The 25,131-nt window shown below is 69.9% G+C and carries 25 protein-coding genes; 16 read left to right on the forward strand and 9 right to left on the reverse strand.

The window, feature by feature from the left end; translation table 11 throughout:
* Window positions 1-133 precede the first annotated feature (133 nt).
* The gene (locus tag ABT063_RS22435) at window positions 134-403 is read left to right on the forward strand and encodes a DUF397 domain-containing protein (protein WP_351059142.1); all 270 of its coding nucleotides are present in this window, start codon (window positions 134-136) and stop codon (window positions 401-403) included.
* Between the two features lie 93 nt (window positions 404-496).
* On the opposite strand, the gene ABT063_RS22440 is transcribed toward ABT063_RS22435, so the two are convergent.
* A complete protein-coding gene (locus tag ABT063_RS22440) occupies window positions 497-1,003 on the reverse strand; it encodes an ATP-binding protein (RefSeq protein WP_502990864.1) in 507 nt (168 codons plus the stop codon).
* A gap of 331 nt (window positions 1,004-1,334) precedes the next feature.
* On the opposite strand from ABT063_RS22440, the gene ABT063_RS22445 reads away from it, so the two are divergent.
* The 7 genes from ABT063_RS22445 to ABT063_RS22475 all read left to right on the forward strand — a co-directional run bounded on the left by ABT063_RS22445 (window position 1,335) and on the right by ABT063_RS22475 (window position 8,292).
* Entirely contained in the window at window positions 1,335-2,171 is an 837-nt protein-coding gene (locus ABT063_RS22445; protein WP_502990867.1) for a Sco1979 family transcriptional regulator, read from the forward strand.
* Between the two features lie 68 nt (window positions 2,172-2,239).
* On the forward strand, window positions 2,240-3,700 hold the full coding sequence (locus ABT063_RS22450) for an aldehyde dehydrogenase family protein (RefSeq protein WP_351059144.1): 1,461 nt from the start codon (window positions 2,240-2,242) through the stop codon (window positions 3,698-3,700).
* 155 nt (window positions 3,701-3,855) lie between these two features.
* Window positions 3,856-4,404 carry a DinB family protein gene (locus ABT063_RS22455; protein WP_351059145.1) on the forward strand — a complete coding sequence of 183 codons (549 nt, stop codon included), beginning with the start codon at window positions 3,856-3,858 and terminating at the stop codon, window positions 4,402-4,404.
* Window positions 4,405-4,429: 25 nt separating this feature from the next.
* The gene (locus ABT063_RS22460) at window positions 4,430-5,071 is read left to right on the forward strand and encodes a PadR family transcriptional regulator (protein ID WP_351059146.1); all 642 of its coding nucleotides are present in this window, start codon (window positions 4,430-4,432) and stop codon (window positions 5,069-5,071) included.
* 96 nt (window positions 5,072-5,167) lie between these two features.
* Window positions 5,168-6,133: an ATP-binding cassette domain-containing protein gene (locus tag ABT063_RS22465; protein WP_351059147.1), complete on the forward strand. Its 966-nt coding sequence runs from the start codon at window positions 5,168-5,170 to the stop codon at window positions 6,131-6,133.
* Window positions 6,130-6,927 carry an ABC transporter permease gene (locus ABT063_RS22470; protein WP_351059148.1) on the forward strand — a complete coding sequence of 266 codons (798 nt, stop codon included), beginning with the start codon at window positions 6,130-6,132 and terminating at the stop codon, window positions 6,925-6,927. Before ABT063_RS22465 ends, ABT063_RS22470 begins: the two co-directional genes overlap by 4 nt.
* Before the next feature lie 117 nt (window positions 6,928-7,044).
* A complete protein-coding gene (locus ABT063_RS22475; protein ID WP_351059149.1) occupies window positions 7,045-8,292 on the forward strand; it encodes a beta propeller repeat protein in 1,248 nt (415 codons plus the stop codon).
* A 68-nt stretch (window positions 8,293-8,360) separates the two neighbouring features.
* Here ABT063_RS22475 and gad read toward each other — a convergent pair whose 3' ends face one another.
* Window positions 8,361-9,788, reverse strand: a complete 1,428-nt coding sequence (gad, locus tag ABT063_RS22480; RefSeq protein ID WP_351059150.1) for a glutamate decarboxylase — start codon at window positions 9,786-9,788, stop codon at window positions 8,361-8,363.
* A 91-nt stretch (window positions 9,789-9,879) separates the two neighbouring features.
* On the opposite strand from gad, the gene ABT063_RS22485 reads away from it, so the two are divergent.
* A complete protein-coding gene (locus ABT063_RS22485) occupies window positions 9,880-10,641 on the forward strand; it encodes a MerR family transcriptional regulator (protein ID WP_351059151.1) in 762 nt (253 codons plus the stop codon).
* A gap of 181 nt (window positions 10,642-10,822) precedes the next feature.
* Window positions 10,823-11,704: a DedA family protein gene (locus tag ABT063_RS22490; protein WP_351059152.1), complete on the forward strand. Its 882-nt coding sequence runs from the start codon at window positions 10,823-10,825 to the stop codon at window positions 11,702-11,704.
* 21 nt (window positions 11,705-11,725) lie between these two features.
* On the opposite strand, the gene ABT063_RS22495 is transcribed toward ABT063_RS22490, so the two are convergent.
* Both ABT063_RS22495 and ABT063_RS22500 read right to left on the reverse strand, forming a co-directional pair.
* Window positions 11,726-13,426, reverse strand: a complete 1,701-nt coding sequence (locus tag ABT063_RS22495) for a threonine/serine exporter family protein (protein ID WP_351059153.1) — start codon at window positions 13,424-13,426, stop codon at window positions 11,726-11,728.
* Between the two features lie 103 nt (window positions 13,427-13,529).
* Window positions 13,530-14,021, reverse strand: coding sequence for an inorganic diphosphatase (locus ABT063_RS22500; RefSeq protein ID WP_003991985.1), 492 nt, complete (start codon window positions 14,019-14,021; stop codon window positions 13,530-13,532).
* A 124-nt stretch (window positions 14,022-14,145) separates the two neighbouring features.
* Here ABT063_RS22500 and dacB point away from each other — a divergent pair, with 124 nt between their 5' ends.
* From dacB to folE, 6 genes are all read left to right on the forward strand, one after another.
* A complete protein-coding gene (gene dacB, locus ABT063_RS22505) occupies window positions 14,146-15,732 on the forward strand; it encodes a D-alanyl-D-alanine carboxypeptidase/D-alanyl-D-alanine endopeptidase (RefSeq protein ID WP_351059154.1) in 1,587 nt (528 codons plus the stop codon).
* A gap of 132 nt (window positions 15,733-15,864) precedes the next feature.
* A complete protein-coding gene (locus ABT063_RS22510) occupies window positions 15,865-16,998 on the forward strand; it encodes an Rv3626c family coenzyme F420 biosynthesis-associated protein (RefSeq protein WP_351059155.1) in 1,134 nt (377 codons plus the stop codon).
* Window positions 16,999-17,191: 193 nt separating this feature from the next.
* Entirely contained in the window at window positions 17,192-18,232 is a 1,041-nt protein-coding gene (tilS, locus tag ABT063_RS22515; RefSeq protein ID WP_351059156.1) for a tRNA lysidine(34) synthetase TilS, read from the forward strand.
* A gap of 138 nt (window positions 18,233-18,370) precedes the next feature.
* Window positions 18,371-18,931, forward strand: a complete 561-nt coding sequence (gene hpt, locus ABT063_RS22520) for a hypoxanthine phosphoribosyltransferase (protein WP_351059157.1) — start codon at window positions 18,371-18,373, stop codon at window positions 18,929-18,931.
* A gap of 186 nt (window positions 18,932-19,117) precedes the next feature.
* Window positions 19,118-21,157, forward strand: coding sequence for an ATP-dependent zinc metalloprotease FtsH (gene ftsH, locus ABT063_RS22525; RefSeq protein ID WP_351059158.1), 2,040 nt, complete (start codon window positions 19,118-19,120; stop codon window positions 21,155-21,157).
* Window positions 21,158-21,276: 119 nt separating this feature from the next.
* Entirely contained in the window at window positions 21,277-21,882 is a 606-nt protein-coding gene (gene folE, locus ABT063_RS22530) for a GTP cyclohydrolase I FolE (RefSeq protein WP_351059159.1), read from the forward strand.
* Window positions 21,883-21,910: 28 nt separating this feature from the next.
* Here folE and ABT063_RS22535 read toward each other — a convergent pair whose 3' ends face one another.
* The 5 genes from ABT063_RS22535 to folP all read right to left on the reverse strand — a co-directional run bounded on the left by ABT063_RS22535 (window position 21,911) and on the right by folP (window position 25,079).
* Entirely contained in the window at window positions 21,911-22,399 is a 489-nt protein-coding gene (locus ABT063_RS22535) for a DUF3180 domain-containing protein (protein ID WP_351059160.1), read from the reverse strand.
* A gap of 57 nt (window positions 22,400-22,456) precedes the next feature.
* Window positions 22,457-23,068 (reverse strand): 2-amino-4-hydroxy-6-hydroxymethyldihydropteridine diphosphokinase, encoded by a 612-nt coding sequence (gene folK, locus ABT063_RS22540; protein ID WP_351059161.1) that lies wholly within the window; start codon window positions 23,066-23,068, stop codon window positions 22,457-22,459.
* Window positions 23,065-23,424 (reverse strand): dihydroneopterin aldolase, encoded by a 360-nt coding sequence (gene folB, locus ABT063_RS22545; RefSeq protein WP_166001081.1) that lies wholly within the window; start codon window positions 23,422-23,424, stop codon window positions 23,065-23,067. The genes folK and folB overlap by 4 nt, the downstream gene beginning before the upstream one ends.
* A gap of 264 nt (window positions 23,425-23,688) precedes the next feature.
* A complete protein-coding gene (locus tag ABT063_RS22550) occupies window positions 23,689-24,192 on the reverse strand; it encodes a nuclear transport factor 2 family protein (protein ID WP_351059162.1) in 504 nt (167 codons plus the stop codon).
* Entirely contained in the window at window positions 24,189-25,079 is an 891-nt protein-coding gene (folP, locus tag ABT063_RS22555) for a dihydropteroate synthase (protein ID WP_351059163.1), read from the reverse strand. The genes ABT063_RS22550 and folP overlap by 4 nt, the downstream gene beginning before the upstream one ends.
* Window positions 25,080-25,131 lie beyond the last annotated feature (52 nt).

Below are 25,131 nucleotides of genomic sequence, written 5' to 3' on the forward strand. Positions count from 1 at the left end.
TGTAACCGCAGGATGACCCCGCGTGCACGTGCATCTGCCCATGCATCTGCACTTGAAACAGGGCTATGATCCGGGTCAAGTTGACCACTGCATCAATGGCCTCACCAGCCAATGCACCACCGGGGAGCGACCTGTGGACCACGACGTGTACGACGTTGCCGACGCGTCCGGCGTGTACAACGGCATGGCCGCCACCCAGCTTCACGGGGTGGCCTGGCAGAAGAGTCGGCACAGCAACTCGCAGGGTTCCTGCGTGGAGTTCGCCCGCCTGCCCGGCGGGGACGTGGCCGTCCGCAACTCGCGCTTCCCCGACGGCCCGGCGCTCGTCTACACCCGGGCCGAGATCGAGGCGATGCTGCTCGGCATCAAGGACGGCGAGTTCGATCACCTGATAGCAGGCTGACGTCCGGCGGGAAAACGTTGCCACTGAGGGCGATCGGTGCCTGACGGGCCGTAACGCGCGTAGAACTTCGGCGTCAGAAGACGCCGAAGTCCGTCATTCGCCCGGCTGTGCCTGCGGCAACCGGAACAGCGCCCAGACCACCTTGCCGCCCAGTGTGCCCGCGAGCGGATGCCAGCCCCAGCTGTCGCTGAAGGAGTCGACGAGGAACAGGCCGCGGCCCGACTCGGCCGAGAAGTCGTCCGCCTCGCGCGCCACAGGGCTGTCGTGGCTGGGGTCACGCACCGCGCACACCAGCCGCTCGGTCCAGCGCATCAGGTGCAGCCGTACGAGCGGGTTCTGCTCCGGGGCGCGCGGGACACCGGCCGGCAGCGCGTGCCGCAGCGCGTTGGTGACCAGCTCGGAGACGACCAGGCAGACGTCGTCGAAACGGTCGCCCAGGTCCCACTGGTCCAGTGTTCCCCGGGTGAACCGCCTGGCCTCGCGCACGGCTTCGTAGCGGGCGGGCAGAGCACAGGAGGCGGCGCTGGACACGGCCGCGGGATCCAGCGGCGGAAGGCCCTGCCGTAACGGCTCGAGCATGGTCGATCCATTCGTCCCCATGCGAGGCACTCCCGGGAATTCGCGGTCGTTGCGATGCAGCGGTTGCGCGGGACCATGGTTTCCGATGCGTACAGCAGATGCAAGGGCAGATGCACGTGCAGGTGACCGAATTGGACCCTCCCGTACCGCTTGTTGGCCATTTTTTCCGCCATCTTCTCTCCCTCTTCTTGCCCCGTCCTTCCCACGACACGTCCCACTCCTGCGCGGAAACTCTGGCTTCTTTCCATCTCTGTAATCGGACGAGTACTGCTCGGAGTGTTTTAGTGGCAGACTTCGGGCCCTGGAGACGGTTGGGGAGGCGGCGAACGTGAGCGCGGGAGAGCCCGGATCGGTGGTGCGGCGGATGCTGCTCGGCTCGCAACTCAGGCGGCTGCGGGAGGCGCGTGGCATCACGCGCGAGGCGGCGGGTTACTCGATCCGCGCCTCCGAGTCGAAGATCAGCCGGATGGAATTGGGCCGGGTGAGCTTCAAGACGAGGGACGTGGAGGACCTGCTGACGTTGTACGGCATCAGCAACGAGGCCGAGCGCACCTCGTTGCTCTCGCTCGCCAAGGAGGCCAATGTCGCGGGCTGGTGGCACAGTTACTCGGACGTTCTGCCGAGCTGGTTCCCCACCTATGTGGGCCTGGAGGGCGCGGCTTCCCTGATCCGCGCGTACGAAGTGCAGTTCGTGCACGGCCTGTTGCAGACGGAGGCGTACGCCCGGGCGGTCGTGCGGCGTGGCATGAAGGGCGCGAGCGAGGCCGACGTGGAGCGGCGTGTGGCGCTGCGCCTGGAGCGGCAGAAGTACCTCGTCGTCGAGAACGCGCCCGAGTTCCACATCATCCTGGACGAGGCGGCCCTGCGCCGCCCGTACGGCGACCGGGAGGTGATGCACGGTCAGCTCCAGCACCTGATCGAGGTCTCCGAGCGTCCCAACGTACGGCTGCAGATCATGCCGTTCAGCTTCGGCGGCCACTCCGGGGAGTCCGGTGCCTTCACGATCCTGTCCTTCCCGGAGTCCGACCTGTCCGACGTCGTCTACCTGGAGCAGCTCACCAGCGCGCTGTACCTGGACAAGCACGAGGACGTGGCCCAGTACGAGAAGGCGCTCAAGGAGTTGCAGCAGGACAGTCCGGGGCTGGACGAGAGCCGGGATCTTCTTCGGGGACTCCTTCAACTCTCTTGAAACACAAGTACGATGACGTGTGATCAGACCGTGATGTTGATCGTGTCTGCTAGCGATTGAGGGATCACATGTCGTCCTACTTCACCGACCTGGCTCAGCAGTACATCGACGGTGAGTGGCGCCCGGGCACCGGCTCCTGGGACATCATCGACTTCAACCCGTACGACAACGAAAAGCTGGCGTCGATCACCATAGCCACGGTCGACGAGGTCGACGAGGCATATCGGGCGGCCGCCCGCGTCCAGAAGGAATGGGCGGCGACGAACCCCTACGCCCGCCGCGCGGTGTTCGAGAAGGCCCTCAGAGTGATCGAGGAGCGCGAGCAGGAGATCGCCGAGGTGATCATCGCCGAGCTCGGCGGCACCCGGCTGAAGGCCGCCTTCGAGCTCCACCTCGCCAAGGAGTTCCTGCGCGAGGCGGTCCACCTGGCGCTGCGCCCCGAGGGCCGGATCATCCCCTCGCCGACCGACGGCAAGGAGAACCGCGTCTACCGCGTGCCGGTCGGCGTCGTGGGCGTGATCAGCCCCTTCAACTTCCCCTTCCTGCTCTCGATCAAGTCGGTCGCCCCGGCGCTCGCGCTCGGCAACGCCGTCGTGCTCAAGCCGCACCAGAACACGCCGATCACCGGCGGCTCCCTGGTGGCGAAGATCTTTGAGGACGCGGGTCTGCCGGGCGGTCTGCTGAACGTTGTCATCACCGACATCGCCGAGATCGGCGACGCCTTCATCGAGCACCCGATCCCGAAGGTCATCTCCTTCACCGGTTCCGACAAGGTCGGCCGTCACGTCGCCACCGTCTGCGCCTCGAACTTCAAGCGCTCGGTCCTCGAACTGGGCGGCAACAGCGCGCTGGTGGTCCTCGACGACGCCGACATCGACTACGCGGTCGACGCGGCCGTCTTCAGCCGGTTCGTCCACCAGGGCCAGGTCTGCATGGCCGCCAACCGTGTCCTGGTCGACCGCTCGATCGCCGACGAGTTCACCGAGAAGTTCGTCGCCAAGGTCAAGACCCTGAAGACCGGCGACCCGCGCGACCCCGAGACCGTCATCGGCCCGGTCATCAACTCCTCCCAGGCGGACGCCGTTTCGGGCACCGTCGAGCAGGCGATCGGCGAGGGCGCGACGGCCCTGGTGCACGGCACGACGACCGACAACCTGGTCGAGCCCTCGGTCCTCACGGGCGTCCCCGACGACTCCGCCCTGCTCCGGCAGGAGGTCTTCGGCCCGGTGGTCTTCCTCGTCCCCTTCGACGGCGAGGAGGAGGCCGTACGCCTCGTCAACGACACGCCCTACGGCCTGAGCGGCGCCGTCCACACCGGGGACATCGAGCGAGGGGTCGCCTTCGCCAAGCAGATCGACACCGGCATGTTCCACGTGAACGACGGCACGGTCCACGACGAGCCGATCGTCCCGTTCGGCGGCGAGAAGCACTCGGGGCTCGGCCGGCTGAACGGCGACACGATGCTGGACTCGTTCACGACGCTGAAGTGGATCTCGGTGCAGCACGGGCGGAGCGGGTTCCCGTTCTGATCGCTCTCGGATCTCTTGCTGATCCCTTGATGACGTTTTCTTGAGGACGTCGCTGTGGCGGGCCCTTGCGGACAGAACCTGACCGCAAGGGCCCGTAGTTTCGTCGGTGTCAGAAGGGCTCTCGAGGCCCCGATTCCGATGAAAGGCGGCCGGTCATGGTCACTCACGTGCGAGCCGAGGCGCAGGGCGACGAGCGCGGGGCGCTGCTCTCCTTCCTGGCCGAGGAGCGCGGCGGCATCCGCCGGGCAGTGCTCGGGCTGACCGAGGAGCAGGCGACGTCACGGCCCAGCGCCAGCGAGCTGTCCCTGGCCGGTCTGCTCAAGCACGTCGCCGAGGTCGAACAGGGCTGGGTCGCCCGTGCCAAGGGCGAGCCGCCGGCCGTCCACCGGGACGAGACGAACTGGAACGAGTGTTTCCAACTGGTGGGTGACGAGACGGTCGGGTCGCAGCTCGCGTACTGGGAGAAGGTCACCGCCGAGACGGAGGCGTTCATCCGCACGGTCCCCAGCCTCGACGACACCTTCCCGCTGCCGGACCAGCCCTGGTTTCCGCCGGAGGGGCGCGTCTCCATGCGCTGGCTGGTCCTCCACCTGATCCGCGAGACGGCCCGGCACGCCGGCCACGCCGACATCATCCGGGAGTCACTGGACGGCGCCACCGCATTCGAACTGGTGGCGAAGGAGCAGGGCACCTCCTGGGGGTGACCCGCGGCGGCATAATCTGGACGGCATGTCAGCGATCCGTCTCCTCGTGCTGGGCGCGGTGCGCCAGCACGGGCGGGCCCACGGCTACCAGGTGCGCAACGACCTGGAGTACTGGGGCGCGCACGAGTGGTCCAACGCCAAGCCCGGCTCGATCTACCACGCCCTGAAACAGATGGCCAAGCAAGGGCTGCTGCACGCGCACGAGATCGCGCCGTCCACCGCCGGCGGCCCGCCGCGCACCGAGTACGAGCTCACCGAGAAGGGCACCGAGGAGTACCTCTCGCTGGTGCGCGAGTACCTCACCGCCTACGACCAGCGGCCGGACATGCTCACCGCCGCGCTCGGCTGCATGGTCGACCTGGACCGCGAGGAAGTCCTCGGCCTCCTCGAGGAACGGGTGCGCAGCATCGAGGAGTGGCGCAAGGCGGTCACCGAGTACTACACGCCCGAGGAGGGCCCCGGCCAGCTCGGTCACATCGGCGAGATCATGAACTTCTGGGTCCACTCGGCCGACACCGGCGCCGAATGGACCCGGGGGCTCATCGAGCGCATCCGCGGCGGGGCGTACACCTTCGCGGGGGAGGGTGAGCCGTTCGTCGGCGTGCTGGCGGAGGGTGAGGAGAACCCGTACGCGCCGGGGGATCGGCATCGTGGGGCCGCGCGCTAATCAAGTTTGACCAATCGTCCGGATGGGCATACGCTCCACCGTCTGCCCGTAGTCAAGTTTGATTACCTTGCTCGCATGTGACCTGGAAGGAGCCCGATGACCGACACGATCGTCGCCGAAGGCCTGCGGAAGCGGTACGGGGACAAGGCGGCCTTGGACGGGCTCGACCTGAGGGTGGCGCGCGGCACCGTCCACGGTGTGCTGGGCCCGAACGGCGCCGGCAAGACCACCGCCGTGCGGATCCTGACCACCCTCCTGCGCCCGGACGAAGGCCGCGCCGAGGTGGCCGGCCACGACGTGGCGAGCCAGGCGTACGACGTGCGTCTGCGCATCGGCCTGCTCGGCCAGCACGCGGCCCTCGACGAGGAACTCTCCGGCCGCCAGAACCTGGTGATGTTCGCCCGCCTCTACCACCTGGGTGCCCGCCACGCGCGCGTGCGCGCCGACGAGCTCCTGGAGCGCTTCGGCCTGACCGACAGCGGCCGCAAACCCGTCCGCGCCTACAGCGGCGGTATGCGGCGCCGCCTGGACCTCGCGGCCTCCCTGATCACCGAACCGGAGGTGCTCTTCCTGGACGAACCGACGACCGGCCTCGACCCGCGGGGCCGCGCCGAGGTGTGGGCCGCGGTCCGCTCCCTCGTCGGCGGCGGTACGACGGTCCTGCTGACCACCCAGTACCTGGAGGAGGCCGATCAGCTCGCCGACCGCATCTCGGTCGTCGACCGGGGCCGGGTCATCGCCGACGGCACGGCGGACCAGCTGAAGGCGATGACCGGTGGCGACCGCATCGACGTGGTGCTGCGGGACGCCGGCCAACTGGGCGCGGCCGTGGCCCTGTTGCCGGTCGCCGCGTCGGGGATATCCGTCGACACCGACCGCCGGCTGCTCAGTGCCCCGGTCGCCGACCGCATGGCGGCGCTCTCCGGTGTCGTACGGGCTCTGGAGGAGGCCGGCATCGAGGCGGAGGACGTGGCTCTTCGCCGCCCGACGCTGGACGAGGTGTTCCTGCACCTCACCGGCGACCACCGAGCGGGCGACGCCCGAGTGAAGGAGGCCGTATGAGCGCGAGTGTGAGCACGAGGCCGCCCACGAGCACGCGCACGTACGCACTGACCGACTCCTGGACCATGACCCGCCGCGAACTCACCCACTGGGCGCGGCAGCCGGTGCAGGTCGTGGTCGGCCTGGTCTTCCCCGTGATGCTGCTGCTGATGTTCGGCTACCTCGTCGGCGGCGGCCGGGACGTGTCGGGGAGGTACGTCGACTACCTGGTCCCCGGCATGCTCGCGCTGACCATGGCGTTCGGGCTCGAAGGGACCATGTTGGCCGTCACGCAGGACCTCAACAAGGGGGTGATCGACCGCTTCCGGTCCATGCCGATGGCCAACGGCGCGGTGCTGGTGGGCCGTTCGGTCGCCGACATGCTTCAGTCGGTGCTGAGCCTGACCGTGATGATCGGCGTCGGTTACGCGATCGGCTGGCGCGCGCACGGCGGAGTCGCCGGGTTCCTCGGAGCTGTCGGCCTCCTCCTGCTGTTCCGTTTCGCCATGCTGTGGATCGGCATCCACCTGGCGATGGTGGCCGGGAAGCCCGAGTTGGTGCAGGCCGTGCAGATCCTGGTCTGGCCGGTCGGCTTCCTCTCCAACGCCTTCGCGACCGCCGACTCCATGCCGGACTGGCTGGGCACGGTGGTCGAGTGGAACCCGATGTCCCACACGGCGACGGCGGTGCGGGACCTGTTCGGCGGGCCGGGCGGGGAGCCGGGGCATGTGTGGGCGGCGGTGGCCTGGCCGTTGGCGCTGCTCGCGGTGTTCTTTCCGCTGGCGGTACGGAGGTTCGGGGCGCTGAGCAAGTAGGACGGGAAGTTGAGCGAGCAGGGCGAGAAATCGTCATGCGCCGGTGGGAACCCGGGCGCGGTGAGCGGTGTACCAGAAATGACAGTGCATCGCGGCCGGGCGGACCGGGGGGTTCTCATGAGGTGGGTCAGGGGCAGGGTGGCGGTGGCCGTCGCGGTGGGAGTGCTGGCGTTGCTGGCGGGCTGCTCCGGTGACTCCGACCGCTCCCGTGGCTCCGACGGCAAGGGGGATACGGGCGCGCGTGTCCCCACTTCGGTGGGGGCCATGTCCCCCCGCATCCCGTCGGCGACGGACCTGCCCGGGTTCGTGGCCGGTGTCGGCTTCGCCTCGGACGGCAGCGGCTTCGCTCTGCTCGCGGAATGCGGAGAGGCACGCTGTCGGCAAAGAGTCGCCGTGCTGGACGCGGGCGCCGGGAGCTGGCGGCTCGGGCGTTCCCCGCTGCCGGACGTGACGGGTGACCTCGGGATCACGGCGGGGCTCGTGGTGCTGGGGCCGGGCCGCGCGCTGATCACCGAGGGCAGGTGGCCGCCGCCGGACGGGACTTGGTTCACGGGCGACGGGGGCCGCAGCTGGCGGCGGGGCTCCACCAAGCCCTCGGGGACGACTCCGGTCGTGCCGAAGGGCGGGGCCTTGGTCGAGGACTGCGTACGGATGGACCGGGAGGGCAACGGCTGCGAGCGGTCCCGCCTGGCGGCGGTCCTGCCGACCACGGGGGAGTACCGGCTTCTGTCCGTCCAGCCGCCGCTGAAGGTGATCCGCCCGGCAGGCGAGGTCGCGGGGGACACCGAGCAGGGGCTGCTCTTCGCCTCGGGCCGCGACCCGCGCTCGGGTCGGCTCGCCCTCGCCGTCAGCGAGGACCGGGGGCGCACCTGGCGGCCGACGCGACTGACGGCATCCGGGACGTACGGAGAGCCGTACGGCTGGAGCACGCACGTGGTCGCCGCCGCGCCGGCGGAACCGGAGCTGAGACTGCAACCGCAGACGCTGTACGCGGCTCAGCCGGGTCAGCTGCCCGACGAGGACGACGTGAAGAACGGCCTGCTCGCCCTGCACCGCAGCACCGACGCCGGCCACACCTGGGAGCGGGTCTGGCAGCACCGCACGGGCGTGGAACCCCGCTCGCTGCTCGGCGCCCCGGTGGCCGCCGCCGACGGCAGCCTGACGGTCCACGGCGAGGCCGGAGTCTGGCGCAGCACCGACGGCGGCCGTTCCTTCGCCCGTGTCTCGGCGGGCCGGGGAATGTCCGGCTCGGTGACCACGACCCCGCTGGGCTATCTGTGGGGTGACAGCCTGGGCGCCGGGAGCTGGCGCATATCCGCCGACGGTGTCCACTGGAGGTCGTTCGAGCTGGGCGACCGGAACTGACGCCCGGGGACCGGACGCCCGGGGGCCGGACGCCCATGGACCGGACGCCCATGGACCGGACGGCCGCCTCAGTGGTGGAACCCGGTCGCCATGTCCTTGTCCCGGGTCAGGGGATGCGGCTGCCTGCGCAGGTCCGGCAGCAGCCGCCCCAGGTCCTCCACGAACAGCTCGGCGAGGTCGGCCGAGAAGCCGTTGCGGCACACCACCCGCAGCACGGACAGGTCCTCGCGGTGGGGCGGGAAGGTGTACGCCGGCACGAGCCAGCCGCGCTCGCGCAGCCGCCGGGAGACGTCGAAGACGTCGTACGCCTCGACGTCGGGCGCGGTCGTGAAGGCGAAGACCGGCAGCTGGTCGCCCCGGGTCAGCAGCCGGAAGTCGCCGAGCGCCGCCACGCGTTCGGCGAGGGTCCGGGCCACGTCCCGCGTGGACTGCTGGACGGCCCGGTAGCCCTCGCGCCCCAACCGGAGGAACGTGTAGTACTGCGCGACGACCTGGGCCCCCGGCCGGGAGAAGTTGAGCGCGAAGGTCGGCATGTCGCCGCCCAGGTAGTTGACGCGGAAGACGAGTTCCTCGGGCAGGGTCTCCGTGTCGCGCCACAGCGCCCAGCCGACGCCCGGGTAGACGAGCCCGTACTTGTGCCCGGAGGTGTTGATGGAGGCGACCCTCGGCAGCCGGAAGTCCCACACCAGGTCCTCGTCGAGGAAGGGCGCGACCATGGCGCCGGACGCTCCGTCGACGTGTACGGGGATGTCGAGGCCGGTGCGCTCCTGGAGGGAGTCGAGGGCGGCGCACAGTTCGGCGATCGGCTCGTAGGAGCCGTCGAAGGTGGAGCCGAGGATGCCCACGACGCCGATGGTGTTCTCGTCGCACAGCTCGGCGGCGGCCTGCGGATCGAGGTGGAACCGCTCGCCCTCCATGGGGACCTGACGGGCCTCCACCTCCCAGAAGGTGCAGAACTTCTCCCAGCAGACCTGGACGTTGACGCCCATGACGAGGTTCGGGCGGGCGTCCCGGCCCGGGTACCGGTCGGCGTTCCGCCGTGCCCAGCGCCGCTTGAGGGCGAGACCGGCGAGCATGCATGCCTCGCTCGACCCGGTCGTCGAACAGCCGACGGCCGCCGCCGGGTCGGGCGCGTTCCACAGATCGGCGAGCATGGCCACACACCGCCGCTCCAGCTCGGCGGTGCGCGGGTACTCGTCCTTGTCGATCATGTTCTTGTCCCGGCACTCGCCCATCAGGATCCCGGCCTGAGGTTCCATCCAGGTGGTGACGAAGGTGGCGAGATTCAGCCGGGAGTTGCCGTCGAGCATCAGCTCGTCGTGCACGAGCTGATAAGCGGTCGTGGGCGGCAGGGGAGCGTCCGGGAGCCGGTGCTTGGGCGGGGCCTCGGTCATACCGCCGACCGGGTTCGCCTCGCCGTGGAAAGGGTTGACGGCGAGCCTGCGTCCGTCGCCCTTTTCGTCGGGTGCTCCGCTGTCCCCTGGGTGCAGTGGCATGCCTACGACGGTAGGTCCGGGCCGTCGGACTTGCACCTCACGCCACGTAAGGATTCATCGTGAAGGGCGTACCGAGAAGGGAGCGGAAGAAGTGAGCTACTCCGTGGGACGGGTCGCCGGCTTCGCCGGAGTCACGGTGCGCACGCTGCACCACTACGACGACATCGGCCTGCTCGTCCCGAGCGAGCGCAGCCACGCGGGCCACCGGCGTTACAGCGACGCCGACCTCGACCGGCTGCAGCAGATCCTGTTCTACCGAGAGCTCGGCTTCCCGCTCGACGAGGTCGCCGCCCTGCTCGACGATCCGGCCGCGGACCCGCGCGCGCACCTGCGCCGCCAGCACGAACTGCTGACCGCCCGGATCGAGAAGCTGCAGAAGGTGGCGGAGGCCGTGGAGCACGCCTTGGAGGCACGCAAGATGGGAATCAACCTCACGCCGGAGGAGCGGTTCGAGGTCTTCGGCGACCAGGATCCGGAGCAGTACGCCGAGGAGGTGGAACAGCGCTGGGGCGGCACGGAGGCGTACGCCGAGTCGCAGCGGCGCGCGGCCCAGTACACCAAGGAGGACTGGAAGCGGCTGCAGGCCGAGGCGGACGACTGGAGCGAGCGTTATACGGCCCTCGTGGCCGAGGGCGAGCCGTCGACCGGCGAGCGGGCCATGGACATGGCCGAGGAGCATCGACGGCACATCGGCACGTGGTACTACGAGTGCCCGTACGAGATGCACCAGTGCCTCGGCGACATGTACGTGTCCGACGAGCGCTTCAAGGCGTTCTACGACTCCATGCGCCCGGGACTCGCCGAACACCTCAGGGACGCGATCAAGGCGAACGCGACCCGGCACACCTCCTAGAATCCTGGCCCGGGAGACTCACTCCCGGGCCAGGACCACCGCCGCCATGGCTGACAGCTTTGTCCCAGGCGGACCACAGTGCATCCTGGGATCTCGCATGGAACCTGGGCCACGACGGCTGCGTTGATACTTTTGGGCAGCCAGTCCCAGCCCGTCCCCCACCAGCAGGAGCCACAATCCCGTGACCACGCTCGCGCTCGGCCCCGAGTGGCTCAGCCCCGACTATCTGATCGAGACCTTCAGCCTGCCCGGCATCCTGCTGATCGTCTTCGCCGAGTCCGGGCTCTTCGCGTTCCTGCCGGGCGACTCGCTGCTGTTCACCGCGGGACTCTTCGTGGCGGAGGGGAACTACATCAGCCAGCCCCTGTGGCTGGTCTGCACGCTGATCGTGCTTGCCGCTGTCATCGGCGACCAAGTGGGCTACATGATCGGCAAGTTCTTCGGCCCCAGGCTCTTCAACCGGCCCAACTCCAAACTCTTCAAGCAGGAGAACCTGGAGAAGGCCCACGAGTTCATGGAGAAGTACGGCCCCAAGGCGATCGTCCTCGCCCGCTTCGTACCGATCGTGCGCACCTTCGCCCCCATCGTGGCGGGCGCCGGTCGTATGAAGTACCGCACGTTCATCACGTACAACATCATCGGCGGCATCGCGTGGGGCACGGGCGTCACGGTCGCCGGCTACTGGCTGGGCCAGATCGAGTTCATCAAGACGAACGTCGAGGCGATCCTCATCCTGATCGTCCTCCTCTCCGTGGTCCCGATCCTCGTCGAATACCTGCGCGAACGGTCGAAGAAGAAGCGCGCGGCCGCGGCGGCTCCCGCCGTCCAGCCGCAGATGCCCCCGATGATGGACGACGCGACGACGCAGCTCCGCCGCATCCCGTCGGCCGACGAGCCGCAGTCCCAGCCGCCGTACGGCGGCCAGGGCACCCAGGGCCAGCATCAGTACGGCTACGACCAGTACTACGACCAGAGCCCCCAGCAGCCGTACGCCCAGCAGTACCCCCAGGGCTACGGCCAGCAGAACGAGCAGCGCCCGTACAACCAGGGGCAGGGTTACTGACGCCCCCGTAGGCACCGGGCGCTAGAACCCCCGCGTCCGCTTGGCAGCCCGCCGCTTCTCGGGTGACCCGATCCGCAGGGTCAACCGAGAGATCTCCGACCCCAGGTTCACCCCGATGGCGATGGCCATCGCCAGCGCCGCGGCCTTCGACAACGACACCAGCCCCGCGTCGACCTCGTTCTGCGCGATCGACAACAACCCGAAGTACGACGCGGAACCGGGCAGCAGGGGCCCGATCGCCGCCGTCGTGTACGGCAGCGCCGACGCGAACTGGTACCGGGACAGCAGCTGCCCGAACAACCCCACCAGCCCCGCCGCAACCGCCGTGGAGGCAACCGGCGAGAGCTCGCCCGCGTAGTGCATCGCGCCGTACACCGACCATGCGACACCGCCGTTCAGGGTCACCGCGAGCACGGTGGCCCGCTCCTGCTGAAGCAGCACCGCGAAGGCCAGGGACAGCAGCATCGACGCGCCGATCTGCAACAGCGGCCGTGGTTCGGCGCTCAGGGCCCCGGCGGGGGTGAGGCGGGCGCCCAACTGGACGCCGACGTAGAGCATCACCAGCACCCCGACGACGATGCCCACGAAGAGGTACATGACTTCCAACAGGCGCGCGGACGCGGTGATGTAGTAGCCGGTCAGGCCGTCCTGCACGCCCGCCACCAGCGCCCGTCCAGGCAGCAGCGCGAACAGCCCACCGGTGATGACCGCGGACGCCTTGACGTCCACATGCGCCAGCGTCAGCGCGATCGCGATCGCGGCGGGCGGCGTCGCGGCGATCGTGAACTGGTAGAACTCCGGCAGCCCGCGCCCCGCGCACAGCCACGCCAGCCGGTCGCCGAGCATCGCGCCCAGCGCGGCCGCGACGAAGACGATCAGGTCACCGCCGACGAGGACGGAGGCCGAACCGGCCAGCAGCCCGCTCGCGGCGGTCAGCGTCCAGCCGGGGTAGGGGTGCCGGTTGCGGCGGATCTCGGCGAGCCGGCCGTAGGCCTCCTCCAGGGAGATGTGGGTCTCCGGGTCGCTGAGGTCGTCCACCAGCTGGTAGACGGCCGCCAGACGCGTGTAGTCGGTGCCCCGGCGGCGCACCGTCCGGGACGCCGTCACCGGGTCGTCGACCAGGGACGGCTGGTAGGAGATCGACAGCAGGGTGAAGGTGACGTTCGGCTCACAGCGGTCCAGGCCGTAGGACCGGCAGACGGCGAACATCGCCGCCTCGACGTCCTCGGCGCCCTCGCCGCCCGCGAGCAGCAGCTCGCCGATACGCAGCGTCAGGTCGAGGACGCGCGGAACGGCCGGGCCTTCGTCCTCCTCCGCCTTGTGCACGAGTTCCGGCGCGGGCCGCTCGGCCACCGGCATCCGCAGCATCGTGCGCATCCGGTCCTGCCAGGGCACGTCCTTGGTCAGACTGACCACGGGAATCCCGGTCGGCGGCGTGAACGCGGGCGGCGCGTGCCGGACGCTGTAGGTCATCGGCGGGCTGAACGCCGACCCCTCGGGCTCCGCCACGGGCGTCTGCGGGACGCCGAGCCCCTTGGGTAGGGCGAACTCGGACGTGGTCTCCGACTCCGTCCCGACGACTCTGGGGACCGCGAGCCCCTCGGGAATCGCGAACTCGGATGTCGTGGAGGATTCGGCAGAATCCCCGACGACCACACCAGGGGCCGCGAAGGCACTCCTGGCCTCGTCCGACCGCGGCTTTCGGTCTTCCGCCTCCGTCACTGCGTAGCGCTCCCTGTACGACACGTTCGGCAAGCCTCAGTATGCGCACAGATGCGCGAAGGGGCCGCACGCGTGTGCGCGCGGCCCCTTCGCGACAGCGGGATCAGTGACCGCCCTGCTCCTTGAAGCGCTTGTAGGACCGCTCGATCTCGGCCTCGGCGTCCGTACGGCCCACCCAGTTGGCGCCCTCGACAGACTTGCCGGGCTCCAGGTCCTTGTAGACCTCGAAGAAGTGCTGGATCTCCAGACGGTCGAACTCCGACACGTGGTGGATGTCACGCAGGTGCTCCACGCGCGGGTCGTGCGCCGGCACGCACAGCAGCTTGTCGTCGCCACCGGCCTCGTCCGTCATCCGGAACATGCCGATCGCGCGGCACTGGATGAGGCAGCCGGGGAAGGTCGGCTCGTCAAGGATGACCAGCGCGTCCAGCGGGTCGCCGTCCTCGCCGAGGGTGTTCTCGACGAAGCCGTAGTCGGCCGGGTAGCTGGTCGACGTGAAGAGGCGACGGTCCAGGCGGATCCGACCGGTCTCGTGGTCCACCTCGTACTTGTTCCGCGAACCCTTCGGAATCTCGATCGTGACGTCGAACTCCACCGGTGGCTCCTCCATGATCAGCACATAGTTCTGGTGGTTAAGTGTCCCTCACGCAGGTGTGTGATCGCGAAAGGGGCTGGTGGTCGTGCCAGAGCTGAGGCCTTGGCGAACCGCGAGACCGCATGTGACGCGGGTCGCGAACGCCGTACGACCGCGTCTGGCACGGGCCGCGGACGCCGTGGGCCCACGTCTCGCACGCGCTGCGACGGCCGCGAGACCACGGGTCGCGCGGCTCGCAAGCGCCACGAAACCGCAGGTAACGCGGATCACGAGGGCGAAGACCTGGCAGTACACCGCGGGCGCCACCACCGCCGGCCTGGCGCTGGCCGCCGGAGTGGTGACCGCCGCAGGCCCTTGGGACTCCACCGGTCAGCGTACGGCCGAGCGGGACCGGGCCGCTGCCCAGGAGCGCGCGGGTGGCGCAGATCACGATGGTTCTTCCGGTACGTCCTCCGGTACGGCGCACAGGGCGCCCCGCCCCGCGCCCAGCGCCGCCTCCGTCCTCGCCGGCCTCGGCGGTGGCGCCGGCAGCCTGAAGTCGGCCCCGACCGGACAGGCCCTCGCCGGCGTCCTCGACCCACTGCTGAAGGACGCGGCGCTCGGCACCCGCGTCACGGCGGCGGTCGTGGACGTCGCCACCGGCAGGCGGCTGTACGGCGTCGGGGCCGACGAGGCGCTCACGCCCGCCTCCACCACGAAGATCGCCACCGCGGCGGCCGCCCTGACCGCCATGGGCGCCGACCACCGCCTCACCACCCGCGCCGCCCTCGAGCCCGACACCAGGGAACTCGTCCTCGTAGGCGGCGGCGACCCCACTCTCACGGCTCACGAGGACGCCGAGGGCTGGGCGAGCCTGCGCACCCTCGCCGACGAGACGGCCGCCGCCCTGCAGAAGCGCGACATGCGCGAGGTGACGCTCTCGTACGACACCACCCTGTACGCCGGTTCCGAACTTCACCCCATCGGAGTCAACGACAACCTCGCTCCCGTCTCCGCCCTGATGGTCGACGAGGCCCGCACGGACGACTCCGCCAGTGGCCCCGCGCCCCGGGTGACGGACCCGGCGGCGGACGCGGCCCGCGAGTTCGCCGCTCTCCTGAAGGACCGCGGCATCAAGACGACGTCCCCCGGCCCCTCCAAGGCGACCGGCCGCGCCCAGTCCCTCGCCACGGTCTCCTCGCCCCCGCTGTCCGCCCTCGTCGAACGCATGCTCACCAACAGCGACAACGACATCGCCGAGGCCCTCGCCCGCCAGACGGCCGTCGCCACCGGCGAACGCGCCGACTTCGACGGCGCGGGCCGGGCGATCGCCGCCCAGCTGGACAGCCTCGAAGTGCCCCTGTCGGGCACCGACTTCCAGGACGGCAGCGGCCTCGACCGGGCCGACCGACTCACCGCCGACCTGCTCACGGCACTGCTGGCCAAGGCGGGCGACCCGGCCCACCCCGAACTCCGCCCGATCCTCACCGGCCTCCCGGTGGCCGGCTTCACCGGCACCCTGACCAGCCGCTACACGGAGGGCGCGGCAGGCATCGTACGAGCGAAGACGGGGACGCTGACGGGCGTGAACACCCTGGCGGGAACGGTGGTCGACCAGGACGGCAGTCTGCTGGCCTTCGCGTTCCTGACGTCGAACACGACGGATCCGTGGGCAGCGCAGTCGGCACTGGACAAGACGGCAACGGCCCTGGCGGCCTGTGGCTGCCGTTGAACTGGCTGTGGGGCCTGGCTGTGGGACCTGGCTGTGGTCACAGCCGACAACGCCGGGTGTCGGCCCCGCAGACGTAACCCCCGCCAACCCCACGACCTGCCCCCAGGGGCAGCGCTCACGTACGGTTGACGCATGACGAGCATCGGTGGTGCTGCATCTTCCGGGATGGTCGACTGGAATCTCGCGGTGGCGACCGCGACCCGGCTCGTACGGCCGGGCCCCGACGTGAGCCGCGACGAGGCCCGGGCCGTCGTCGCGGAGTTGCGCCGGCACGCCAAGGCCTCGGAGGGACATGTCCGGGGCTTCACTCGTATGGGCACGGAGATCGTCCACGACACCCCGGTCCTCGTGGTCGACCGCCCCGGCTGGGTCCGCGCGAACGTCGCCGGGTTCCGGGAGATCCTCAAGCCGCTGCTCGACAAGATGCAGGAGCGGCGGAGCAACACCCCCGGCGGCGCGGTCCTCGGCGCGGTCGGCGGCAAGGTGACCGGTGTCGAACTGGGGATGCTGCTGTCCTTCCTGGCCTCCCGCGTCCTCGGCCAGTACGAGACCTTCGCCCCGCCCACCCGCGACCTCCCGGCGGGGGAGAACGGCGGCGGGCGGCTTCTGCTCGTCGCCCCCAACATCGTGCACGTCGAGCGCGAACTCGACGTGCACCCCCACGACTTCCGCCTGTGGGTGTGCCTGCACGAGGAGACGCACCGCACGCAGTTCACGGCGGTGCCCTGGCTGCGGGACCACCTGGAGGGCGAAATCCAGTCGTTCCTGGCAGAGACCGAGGTCGATCCCATGACCGTCCTGGAACGCATCCGGGAAGCCGCCCAGTCCCTCGCCGGGGGCCGCCCCGAGGGCGAGGAGGACGACGGCGGACGGTCCCTCGTGGAGATCGTGCAGACGCCCGCCCAGCGGGAGATCCTCGGCCGCCTCACCGCCGTGATGTCCCTCCTGGAGGGCCACGCCGACTTCGTGATGGACGGGGTGGGGCCGGACGTCGTGGCGACCGTCGCGGAGATCCGCGAGAAGTTCCAGCAGCGTCGCGCCAAGGGCGCCTCCCGACTGGACATGGCCCTGCGCAAACTGCTGGGTCTGGACGCCAAACTCAGGCAGTACCGCGACGGCGAACGCTTCGTACGGGCCGTCGTCGACCAGGTCGGCATGGACGGCTTCAACCGCGTGTGGACCTCCCCGAACACCCTCCCCACCAAGGCGGAGATCGCCAAACCGGCGGACTGGATCGCGCGGGTGCATCGCAAGGCCGAGTCGTGAACGGGGGTGCGGAGGTTGTGAAACGAATCCGGCCGACGGCAGGCGAACGCCCCTTCAATCACCCGTCCGAGGGACCGTGAGGCATGGGTAGGCGTGCAATGCTCGGGGAACGGCCCGGTTCTGTCACCATCTACACACTCTGAGTGACCGAGCTCGGGCTCACCCCCCGACAACTTCATGAAGGGAACCGGACATGGGTCCCCATCCTGCGGTCGCGGCGATACGCCTGGCGGTCCGCCGCGTCCTCCACGACATCCTCACCGAGCAGAACTCCCAGCCCACCCCGCCGTCCCCCGGGCAGACCCCGCACGAGCGCCCGTCGTCGCCGCTCGTGCTCGTGGCGTGCTCCGGCGGCGCCGACTCCATGGCCCTGGCCTCCGCACTCGCCTTCGAGGCCCCCAAGCTGGGCATCCGCGCCGGCGGTGTCACCGTCGACCACGGCCTGCAGCCCGGCTCCGACCTGCGCGCCGAGGAAGTCGTCCTGCGCCTGCGCGAACTCGGCCTCGACCCGGTCGAGTCCACCGCCGTGACCGTCGGCCGTGAAGGCGGGCCCGAGGCCGCCGCCCGCGACGCCCGGTACACCGCCCTCGACGCCGCGGCCGTCCGGCACGGCGCCATCGCCGTCCTGCTCGGCCACACCCGCGACGACCAGGCCGAAACCGTGCTGCTCGGCCTCGCCCGCGGCTCCGGCATCCGCTCCCTGTCCGGCATGGCCGCGGTCTCGGGGGCCGACGGCCGTTACCGGCGCCCCTTCCTAGGAGTCGACCGGCAGACCGCCCGCAAGGCCTGCATGGTCCAGTCCCTGCCCGTCTGGGACGACCCTCACAACGCCGACCCCGCGTACACGAGGTCGCGCCTGCGCCACGAGGGCCTGCCCGCCCTGGAGAAGGCGCTCGGCAAGGGTGTCGTAGAAGCCCTCGCCCGTACGGCCCAGCTTTCCCGCGACGACGCCGACGCCCTCGACGCCTGGGCCCGCCAGGCCGAGACCTCCGTACGCGACGCCGCCGGCCTCCTGGAGTGCGCCAAGCTCTACGCCCTGCCGCCCGCCGTACGCCGCCGCATCCTGCGCCGCGCCGCCATCGAGGCCGGCGCCCCCGCGGGCTCCCTCTTCGCCCGTCACATCGAGGAAGTCGACCGGCTGATCACCGGCTGGCGCGGTCAGGGGGCCATCAATCTCCCGGGCAAAGTCGTCGCCCAGCGGCAGGGTGGCAGACTGGTGATTCGGCAAGGCTGAATCGACACCCCCTTTCCGGGAGAGTTTCCGGGGGAGACCGGACCCCCCTTCGGGGAGGGCCGGAGCGCTCTTTCGGGGGAGCGGCGGGCCTGCCGAGGCCGTAAGTGCAGGGCCGAAAGTGCGGGACGACCGAAAGTGATGCGGGTGGACGCGAAAGACATGGGTGCCGACCTCAAGCAGGTGCTCATCACCAAGGAAGAGATCGACGCGAAGCTGGCCGAGCTGGCCGCGAAGATCGACGCGGAGTACGCGGGCAAGGACCTGCTGATCGTCGGCGTCCTCAAGGGCGCGGTGATGGTCATGGCGGACCTGGCCCGGGCGCTGTCCACCCCCGTCACCATGGACTGGATGGCCGTGTCCTCCTACGGCGCGGGCACCCAGTCCTCCGGCGTCGTGCGGATCCTCAAGGACCTCGACACCGACATCAAGGGCAAGCACGTCCTGATCGTCGAGGACATCATCGACTCCGGCCTGACCCTGTCCTGGCTGATCTCCAACCTCGGCTCCCGCGAGCCCGCCTCCCTGAAGGTGTGCACCCTGCTGCGCAAGCCCGAGGCCGCCAAGGTCGCCATCGACGTCGAGTGGGTCGGCTTCGACATCCCCAACGAGTTCGTCGTCGGTTACGGCCTCGACTACTCCGAGAAGTACCGCAACCTCCCGTTCGTCGGTACGCTCGCGCCCCACGTCTACGGCGGCTGACCCAAAAAGGGCCCAGGCGCTGTACGAAGATCGGGAACCCTTGCGGGTCCCGCGCCGTTGAAGCGTGCAGACGGGTTTGCCAGCCGTCCCGTGCGACTTGGCGCGCCAAAGCTGGGGTACCGTCAGAAGAACTGTCTTATCAAACTCACTATGGCAGGAGGGACGGGGCGGCACCGCTCCGTATGGATGGACGTGAAGCGATACTTCCGTGGGCCGGTCATGTGGATCGTGCTGGCCGTCCTTGCCGTGGTCGTGTTGATGCAGGTCGTCGGCTCGTCCGGCGGCTACAAGACGGTGGACACCGGCCAGGTCGTCCAGGCGATCAATGACAACAGGGTCGAATCGGCCAAGCTGACCACCGGCGACGAGAACACCATCAAGGTGCAGCTCAAGGACGGCCAAAAGGTCGAGGGCAGCTCGAAGATCCAGGCGAGCTACATCGGCGACCAAGGCGTGACCATCGCCAACACGCTGCAGGCCAAGTACCAGGACAAGCAGATCACCGACGGCTACACGGTTACGCCGACGAAGCAGAACGCCTTCGTCGGGATCCTGCTGTCCCTGCTCCCCTTCGTCCTCATCGTGGTCGTCTTCCTGTTCCTGATGAACCAGATGCAGGGCGGCGGCTCCCGGGTCATGAACTTCGGGAAGTCCAAGGCGAAGCTCATCACCAAGGACACCCCGAAGACGACGTTCTCGGACGTCGCAGGCTCGGACGAGGCCGTCGAGGAGCTGCACGAGATCAAGGAGTTCCTCCAGGAACCGGCGAAGTTCCAGGCCGTCGGGGCGAAGATCCCCAAGGGCGTACTCCTGTACGGCCCTCCCGGCACCGGCAAGACCCTGCTGGCGCGTGCCGTCGCGGGCGAGGCCGGCGTCCCCTTCTACTCGATCTCCGGTTCCGACTTCGTCGAGATGTTCGTCGGTGTCGGTGCCTCCCGAGTCCGTGACCTGTTCGAGCAGGCCAAGGCGAACGCCCCGGCGATCGTCTTCGTCGACGAGATCGACGCGGTCGGCCGCCATCGCGGCGCCGGCCTCGGCGGCGGTCACGACGAGCGCGAGCAGACCCTGAACCAGCTCCTCGTCGAGATGGACGGTTTCGACGTCAAGGGCGGTGTGATTCTCATCGCCGCGACGAACCGCCCGGACATCCTCGACCCGGCGCTGCTGCGTCCCGGCCGCTTCGACCGCCAGATCGCGGTCGACCGCCCGGACATGCAGGGCCGCCTGGAGATCCTCAAGGTTCACCAGAAGGGCAAGCCGGTCGCCCCGGACGTCGACCTGTCGGCGGTCGCCCGCCGTACGCCGGGCTTCACCGGCGCGGACTTGAGCAACGTCCTCAACGAGGCCGCGCTGCTCACCGCCCGCTCGGACAAGAAGCTCATCGACAACCACATGCTCGACGAGGCCATCGACCGCGTCGTGGCGGGCCCGCAGAAGCGGACCCGGATCATGTCGGACAAGGAGAAGAAGATCACCGCGTATCACGAGGGCGGTCACGCCCTGGTCGCGGCGGCCTCACCGAACTCCGATCCGGTCCACAAGATCACGATCCTGTCGAGAGGCCGGGCCCTCGGCTACACGATGGTCCTGCCGGACGAGGACAAGTACTCGACCACGCGCAACGAGATGCTCGACCAGCTCGCGTACATGCTGGGCGGCCGCGCGGCCGAGGAGCTCGTCTTCCATGACCCGACCACGGGCGCGGCGAACGACATCGAGAAGGCCACGACCACGGCCCGCGCGATGGTCACGCAGTACGGCATGACCGAGCGCCTGGGTGCCATCAAGTTCGGTGGCGACAACACCGAGCCGTTCCTCGGACGTGAGATGGCTCACCAGCGCGACTACTCGGAAGAGGTCGCCGCGCTGGTCGACGAAGAGGTCAAGAAGCTCATCGAGAACGCGCACAACGAGGCCTGGGAGATCCTGGTCGAGAACCGCGACGTCCTCGACAACCTGGTGCTTCAGCTGCTGGAGAAGGAGACGCTGGGCAAGGAGGAGATCGCCGAGATCTTCGCTCCCATCGTCAAGCGCCCGCCGCGACCTGCCTGGACCGGCTCGTCCCGTCGTACGCCGTCCACCCGTCCGCCGGTGCTCTCCCCCAAGGAGCTCGCACTGACGAACGGCGCCAACGGCGCCACGCCGGCGATCACCACCGCGAAGGCCACCGCGGCGGAGCCCGCCCCGGCGACGGAACCGGCCCCCGAGGAGCGCCCGGAGAGCTGATCTCCTGGCCTCGGAGGCCTCACCCCAGGCCCGGAATGGATGCCGCGCCCCCTGGATTAGCCTGGGGGGCGCGGCGCTTTCGTGTGCGCAGGCAACACACCAAGGAACAGAGGCACCAGATGACCGACCCCGTGACGCTGGACGGCGAGGGCTCCATCGGCGAATTCGACGAGAAGCGTGCCGAGAACGCCATCCGCGAACTGCTGATCGCGGTCGGCGAGGACCCGGACCGCGAGGGGCTCCGGGAGACGCCGGCACGGGTGGCGCGGGCGTACAAGGAGATATTCGCGGGGCTGTGGCAGCAGCCCGAGGACGTGCTGACGACGACGTTCGACCTCGGGCACGACGAGATGGTCCTCGTGAGGGACATCGAGGTGTACAGCACCTGTGAGCATCATCTGGTGCCGTTCCGGGGTGTCGCGCACGTCGGCTACATCCCGTCCACCAGCGGCAAGATCACCGGCCTGTCGAAGCTGGCCCGGCTCGTGGACGTCTACGCCCGGCGGCCGCAGGTGCAGGAACGACTTACCACGCAGATCGCGGACTCCCTGATGGACATCCTGGAGCCGCGCGGCGTGATCGTCGTCGTGGAGTGCGAGCACATGTGCATGTCGATGCGCGGCATCCGCAAGCCCGGCGCGAAGACCATAACGTCGGCGGTGCGCGGGCAGCTGCGGGACGCGGCGACGCGCAACGAGGCGATGAGCCTGATCATGGCCCGCTGACGCCGGCCGTCCGGCGCGAGATACGGCCTTACGCCGCCGGAGCCGCCCCCGCGCCGTTGTGTTCGTCGTCCTCCGGGAGCTTGCACACCCGCTCCAGGAAGATGGCCGCCGCTATGACGGCGATGCCGGCCAGGACCGAGAAGCCGGCGTAGATGGCCTGGTCGCGGCGGGCAGGGATGTCGAGGGACTCCAGGAGGAAGACGCCGGTGCCGCCGTACATGCCGGAGACCAGGGCGGCGACCAGGGCGCTGGCCTGGCCGAAGACGACCGCCCGGGCCGCCATCAGGGGGTCGACGCCCTTGGCCTCGGGGCGACGCTCGCGCTGGGCCTTGAGGCGGGCGCGGATCGACAGCGCCGTGGCCAGCAGGACCACCGCGATCAGGGCGAGGACGATGGGGGCGGCCAGGGGGACGCTGGGCAGGGTCCCGACCGAGTTCCACAGGCGGGCGCCCGCCCAGGACAGGATGCCGGCGACGATGAAGACGCCGGCCAGCACCCTGATGCGCAGCTCTCTCACGGTGTCCCTTCAGCTCCCCCGAGGATCCACGAAGTGTGGTCGTCTTGACCTTAACGGCTACTCGGGCAGCCGGAGTTCCAGGTCCTTGCGGGGCGCGATGCCGTCGCGGGTGACGGTGCCGAGGAGATCGGCGACCGCGCCGCGTCCGGGCAACTGCGCCTCGGGTTCCAGGTCGTGCCAGGGCACGAGGACGAAGGCGCGCTCGTGGGCGCGCGGGTGGGGGAGGGTGAGCTGCGGGTCGTCGGTGACGACGTCGGCGTACGCGACGATGTCGACGTCGAGGGTGCGCGCGCCCCAGCGCTCGTCCCGTACCCGGTGGAAGGCCTCCTCCACCGCGTGCGCCCGCTCCAGGAGCGAGGACGGGGGGAGGGTGGTCTTCAGCAGTACGACCGCGTTGAAGTACGACGGCTGGCTGCCGGGCTCGACGCCCCACGGCTCCGTCTCGTACACCGGGGAGACCGCCTTGATGCGGAGGCCCGGCGTGTCCTCCAGGGCGTCGATGGCTCCCTGCAGGGTCTCCAGGCGGTTGCCGAGGTTGGAACCGAGGGAGATCACGGCCCACTGCGGGTTGTGGAGCGTGGTGTCGGCGGCGTCGACCTTCTCGACGACGGAGGCGGGTACCGGCTGTACGGTCGGGTCGCTCTGACCCTCGGTGAAGAACGCGGTCATACTCGGCTCCGGGTGATGGTGACGGTCACGTCGTCGAAGGGCACCGTGATCGGCGCGTCGGGTTTGTGGACGCGGACCTCGACCTCCTGGACCCCTTCGTGCTTCAGACAGGCCTGGGCGATGCGCTCGGCGAGCGTCTCGATGAGGTTGACGGGCTCGCCCTCGACGACGGCCACGACCTCCTCCGCCACGATGCCGTAGTGCACGGTCTTCGCCAGGTCGTCGTCGGCGGCGGCCGGCCGGGTGTCCAGGCCCAGGACGAGGTCCACGATGAAGGTCTGGCCCTCCTCGCGCTCCTTGGGGAACACGCCGTGGTGCCCGCGGGCCTTCAGGCCGCGCAGCGCGACACGATCCACGCGAATCACTCCTGCAATCGTCGGTGACGGCCGGTTCGTACCGTGTGCGGGCGGCACACCGGCCTCGAACGAATCTACCTGCGGGCACTGACAGGGCCGGGCCACGGGGGCACGGGCCCGAGCCGGGGCCAGGAGGTTTCACCTTGCGTTTCCCCTGGGGAACCCGGCGGCTCACGGGCTGGTAGCCGCCCATACCCACGGGTTCGTGATTCCAACCACTTCTTGGTCCCTGCGGGCGGGTGGCCCATGGGGTCGCCTACCCACTCAGGCCGGGGACTCGTCGCCTTCCTCCTCGTCGTTTTCGGCCAGAACCGGGGAGGCGTGGTGGGACCAGAGCTTCCAGCCGGACGGTGTGCGCCGGAACACGTTCGTGGCGACCACCAGCTGGCCGACGAGCGGGCCGAGTTCCTCGCTGCCCTCGGGGGCGGGGCCGCCGCTGAGGATGTTCTCCGTGCAGGTCACCACAGCGGTGTCGCCGGTGACGGAGACGTGCACGTCGGTGAGGAAGAACTGGATGTAGTCGGTGTTCGCCATGATCAGGGCGTACGACCTGAGGACCTCGCCACGACCGGTCAGCACGGGCCAGCCGGGGTGCACGCAGGAGACCACTCCGACGTCGGCCGGGTCGTGGTACGTCTCGTCGACGCCCAGGTCGGAGGGGGTGAGCCAGAGCGAGGACACCTCCTCGAAGTCGCCCCGCTCCATCGCCTCGTAGAAGGCGGTGTTGGCGGCCTCGACCTGCTCGACGTCGGTATGGGGGGCGCTCACCGGGCTCCTTCTGCGCCGTTGCCTGCGACCCGCGCCTCTTCCACGGCGTGTGCGACCCGCACCGCGTCCGCCGTAGCGCGAACCTCGTGCACGCGCACCGCCCATGCGCCGGCGTGCGCCGCGAGCGCGGAGACGGCGGCCGTGGCGGCGTCTCGCTCGCGGGCGGGCGGCGGCGCGCCCTCGGGGCCCGCCAGCACGCGGCCGAGGAACCGCTTGCGGGAGGCCGCGACGAGCAGCGGGTGGCCGAGGCCGAGCAGGCGGTCGAGGTGGGCGAGGAGGAAGAGGTCGTGTTCGGCGTCCTTGGAGAAGCCGAGGCCGGGGTCGACAACGACACGGTCGGGGGTGATGCCGCCGTCCAGAACGGCCTGCACGCGCGCGTGCAGCTCATCGACGACTTCGGTGACGACGTCGTCGTACACGCCCTTGACGTTGCCGCCCTGCAGGAAGCCGCGCCAGTGCATGACGACGAAGGGGGCGTCGGCGGCCGCCACGACGGGGATCATCGCGGGGTCGGCGAGGCCGCCGCTGACGTCGTTGACGAGGGCGGCCCCGGCCGCGAGGGCCCGCTCGGCGACGCAGGCGCGCATCGTGTCGACGGAGACGGTGACGCCCTCGGAGGTCAGGCCGCGGACGACGGGTATGACGCGCTTGAGCTCCTCGGCCTCGTCGACCCGGGTGGCGCCGGGGCGGGTGGACTCGCCGCCGACGTCGACCAGATCGGCGCCCTCGGTGACCAGGTCGAGGCCGTGCTTGACGGCGGCCGTGGTGTCGAAGAAGCGGCCGCCGTCGGAGAAGGAATCGGGGGTGACGTTCACGACTCCCATGACCGCGCAGCGGTCCCACTCCGGAAGGCCCGCGACGCGTCCGCGTCCGCTCTGCTTGCTCATACGTTCAGCCTAGGCCCCGGGTGGGACGGCAGGACGCCGCGGCCCGAGCGGA

It is taken from the genome of Streptomyces sp. NPDC002838, assembly GCF_040295365.1.
Taxonomy (GTDB): domain Bacteria; phylum Actinomycetota; class Actinomycetes; order Streptomycetales; family Streptomycetaceae; genus Streptomyces.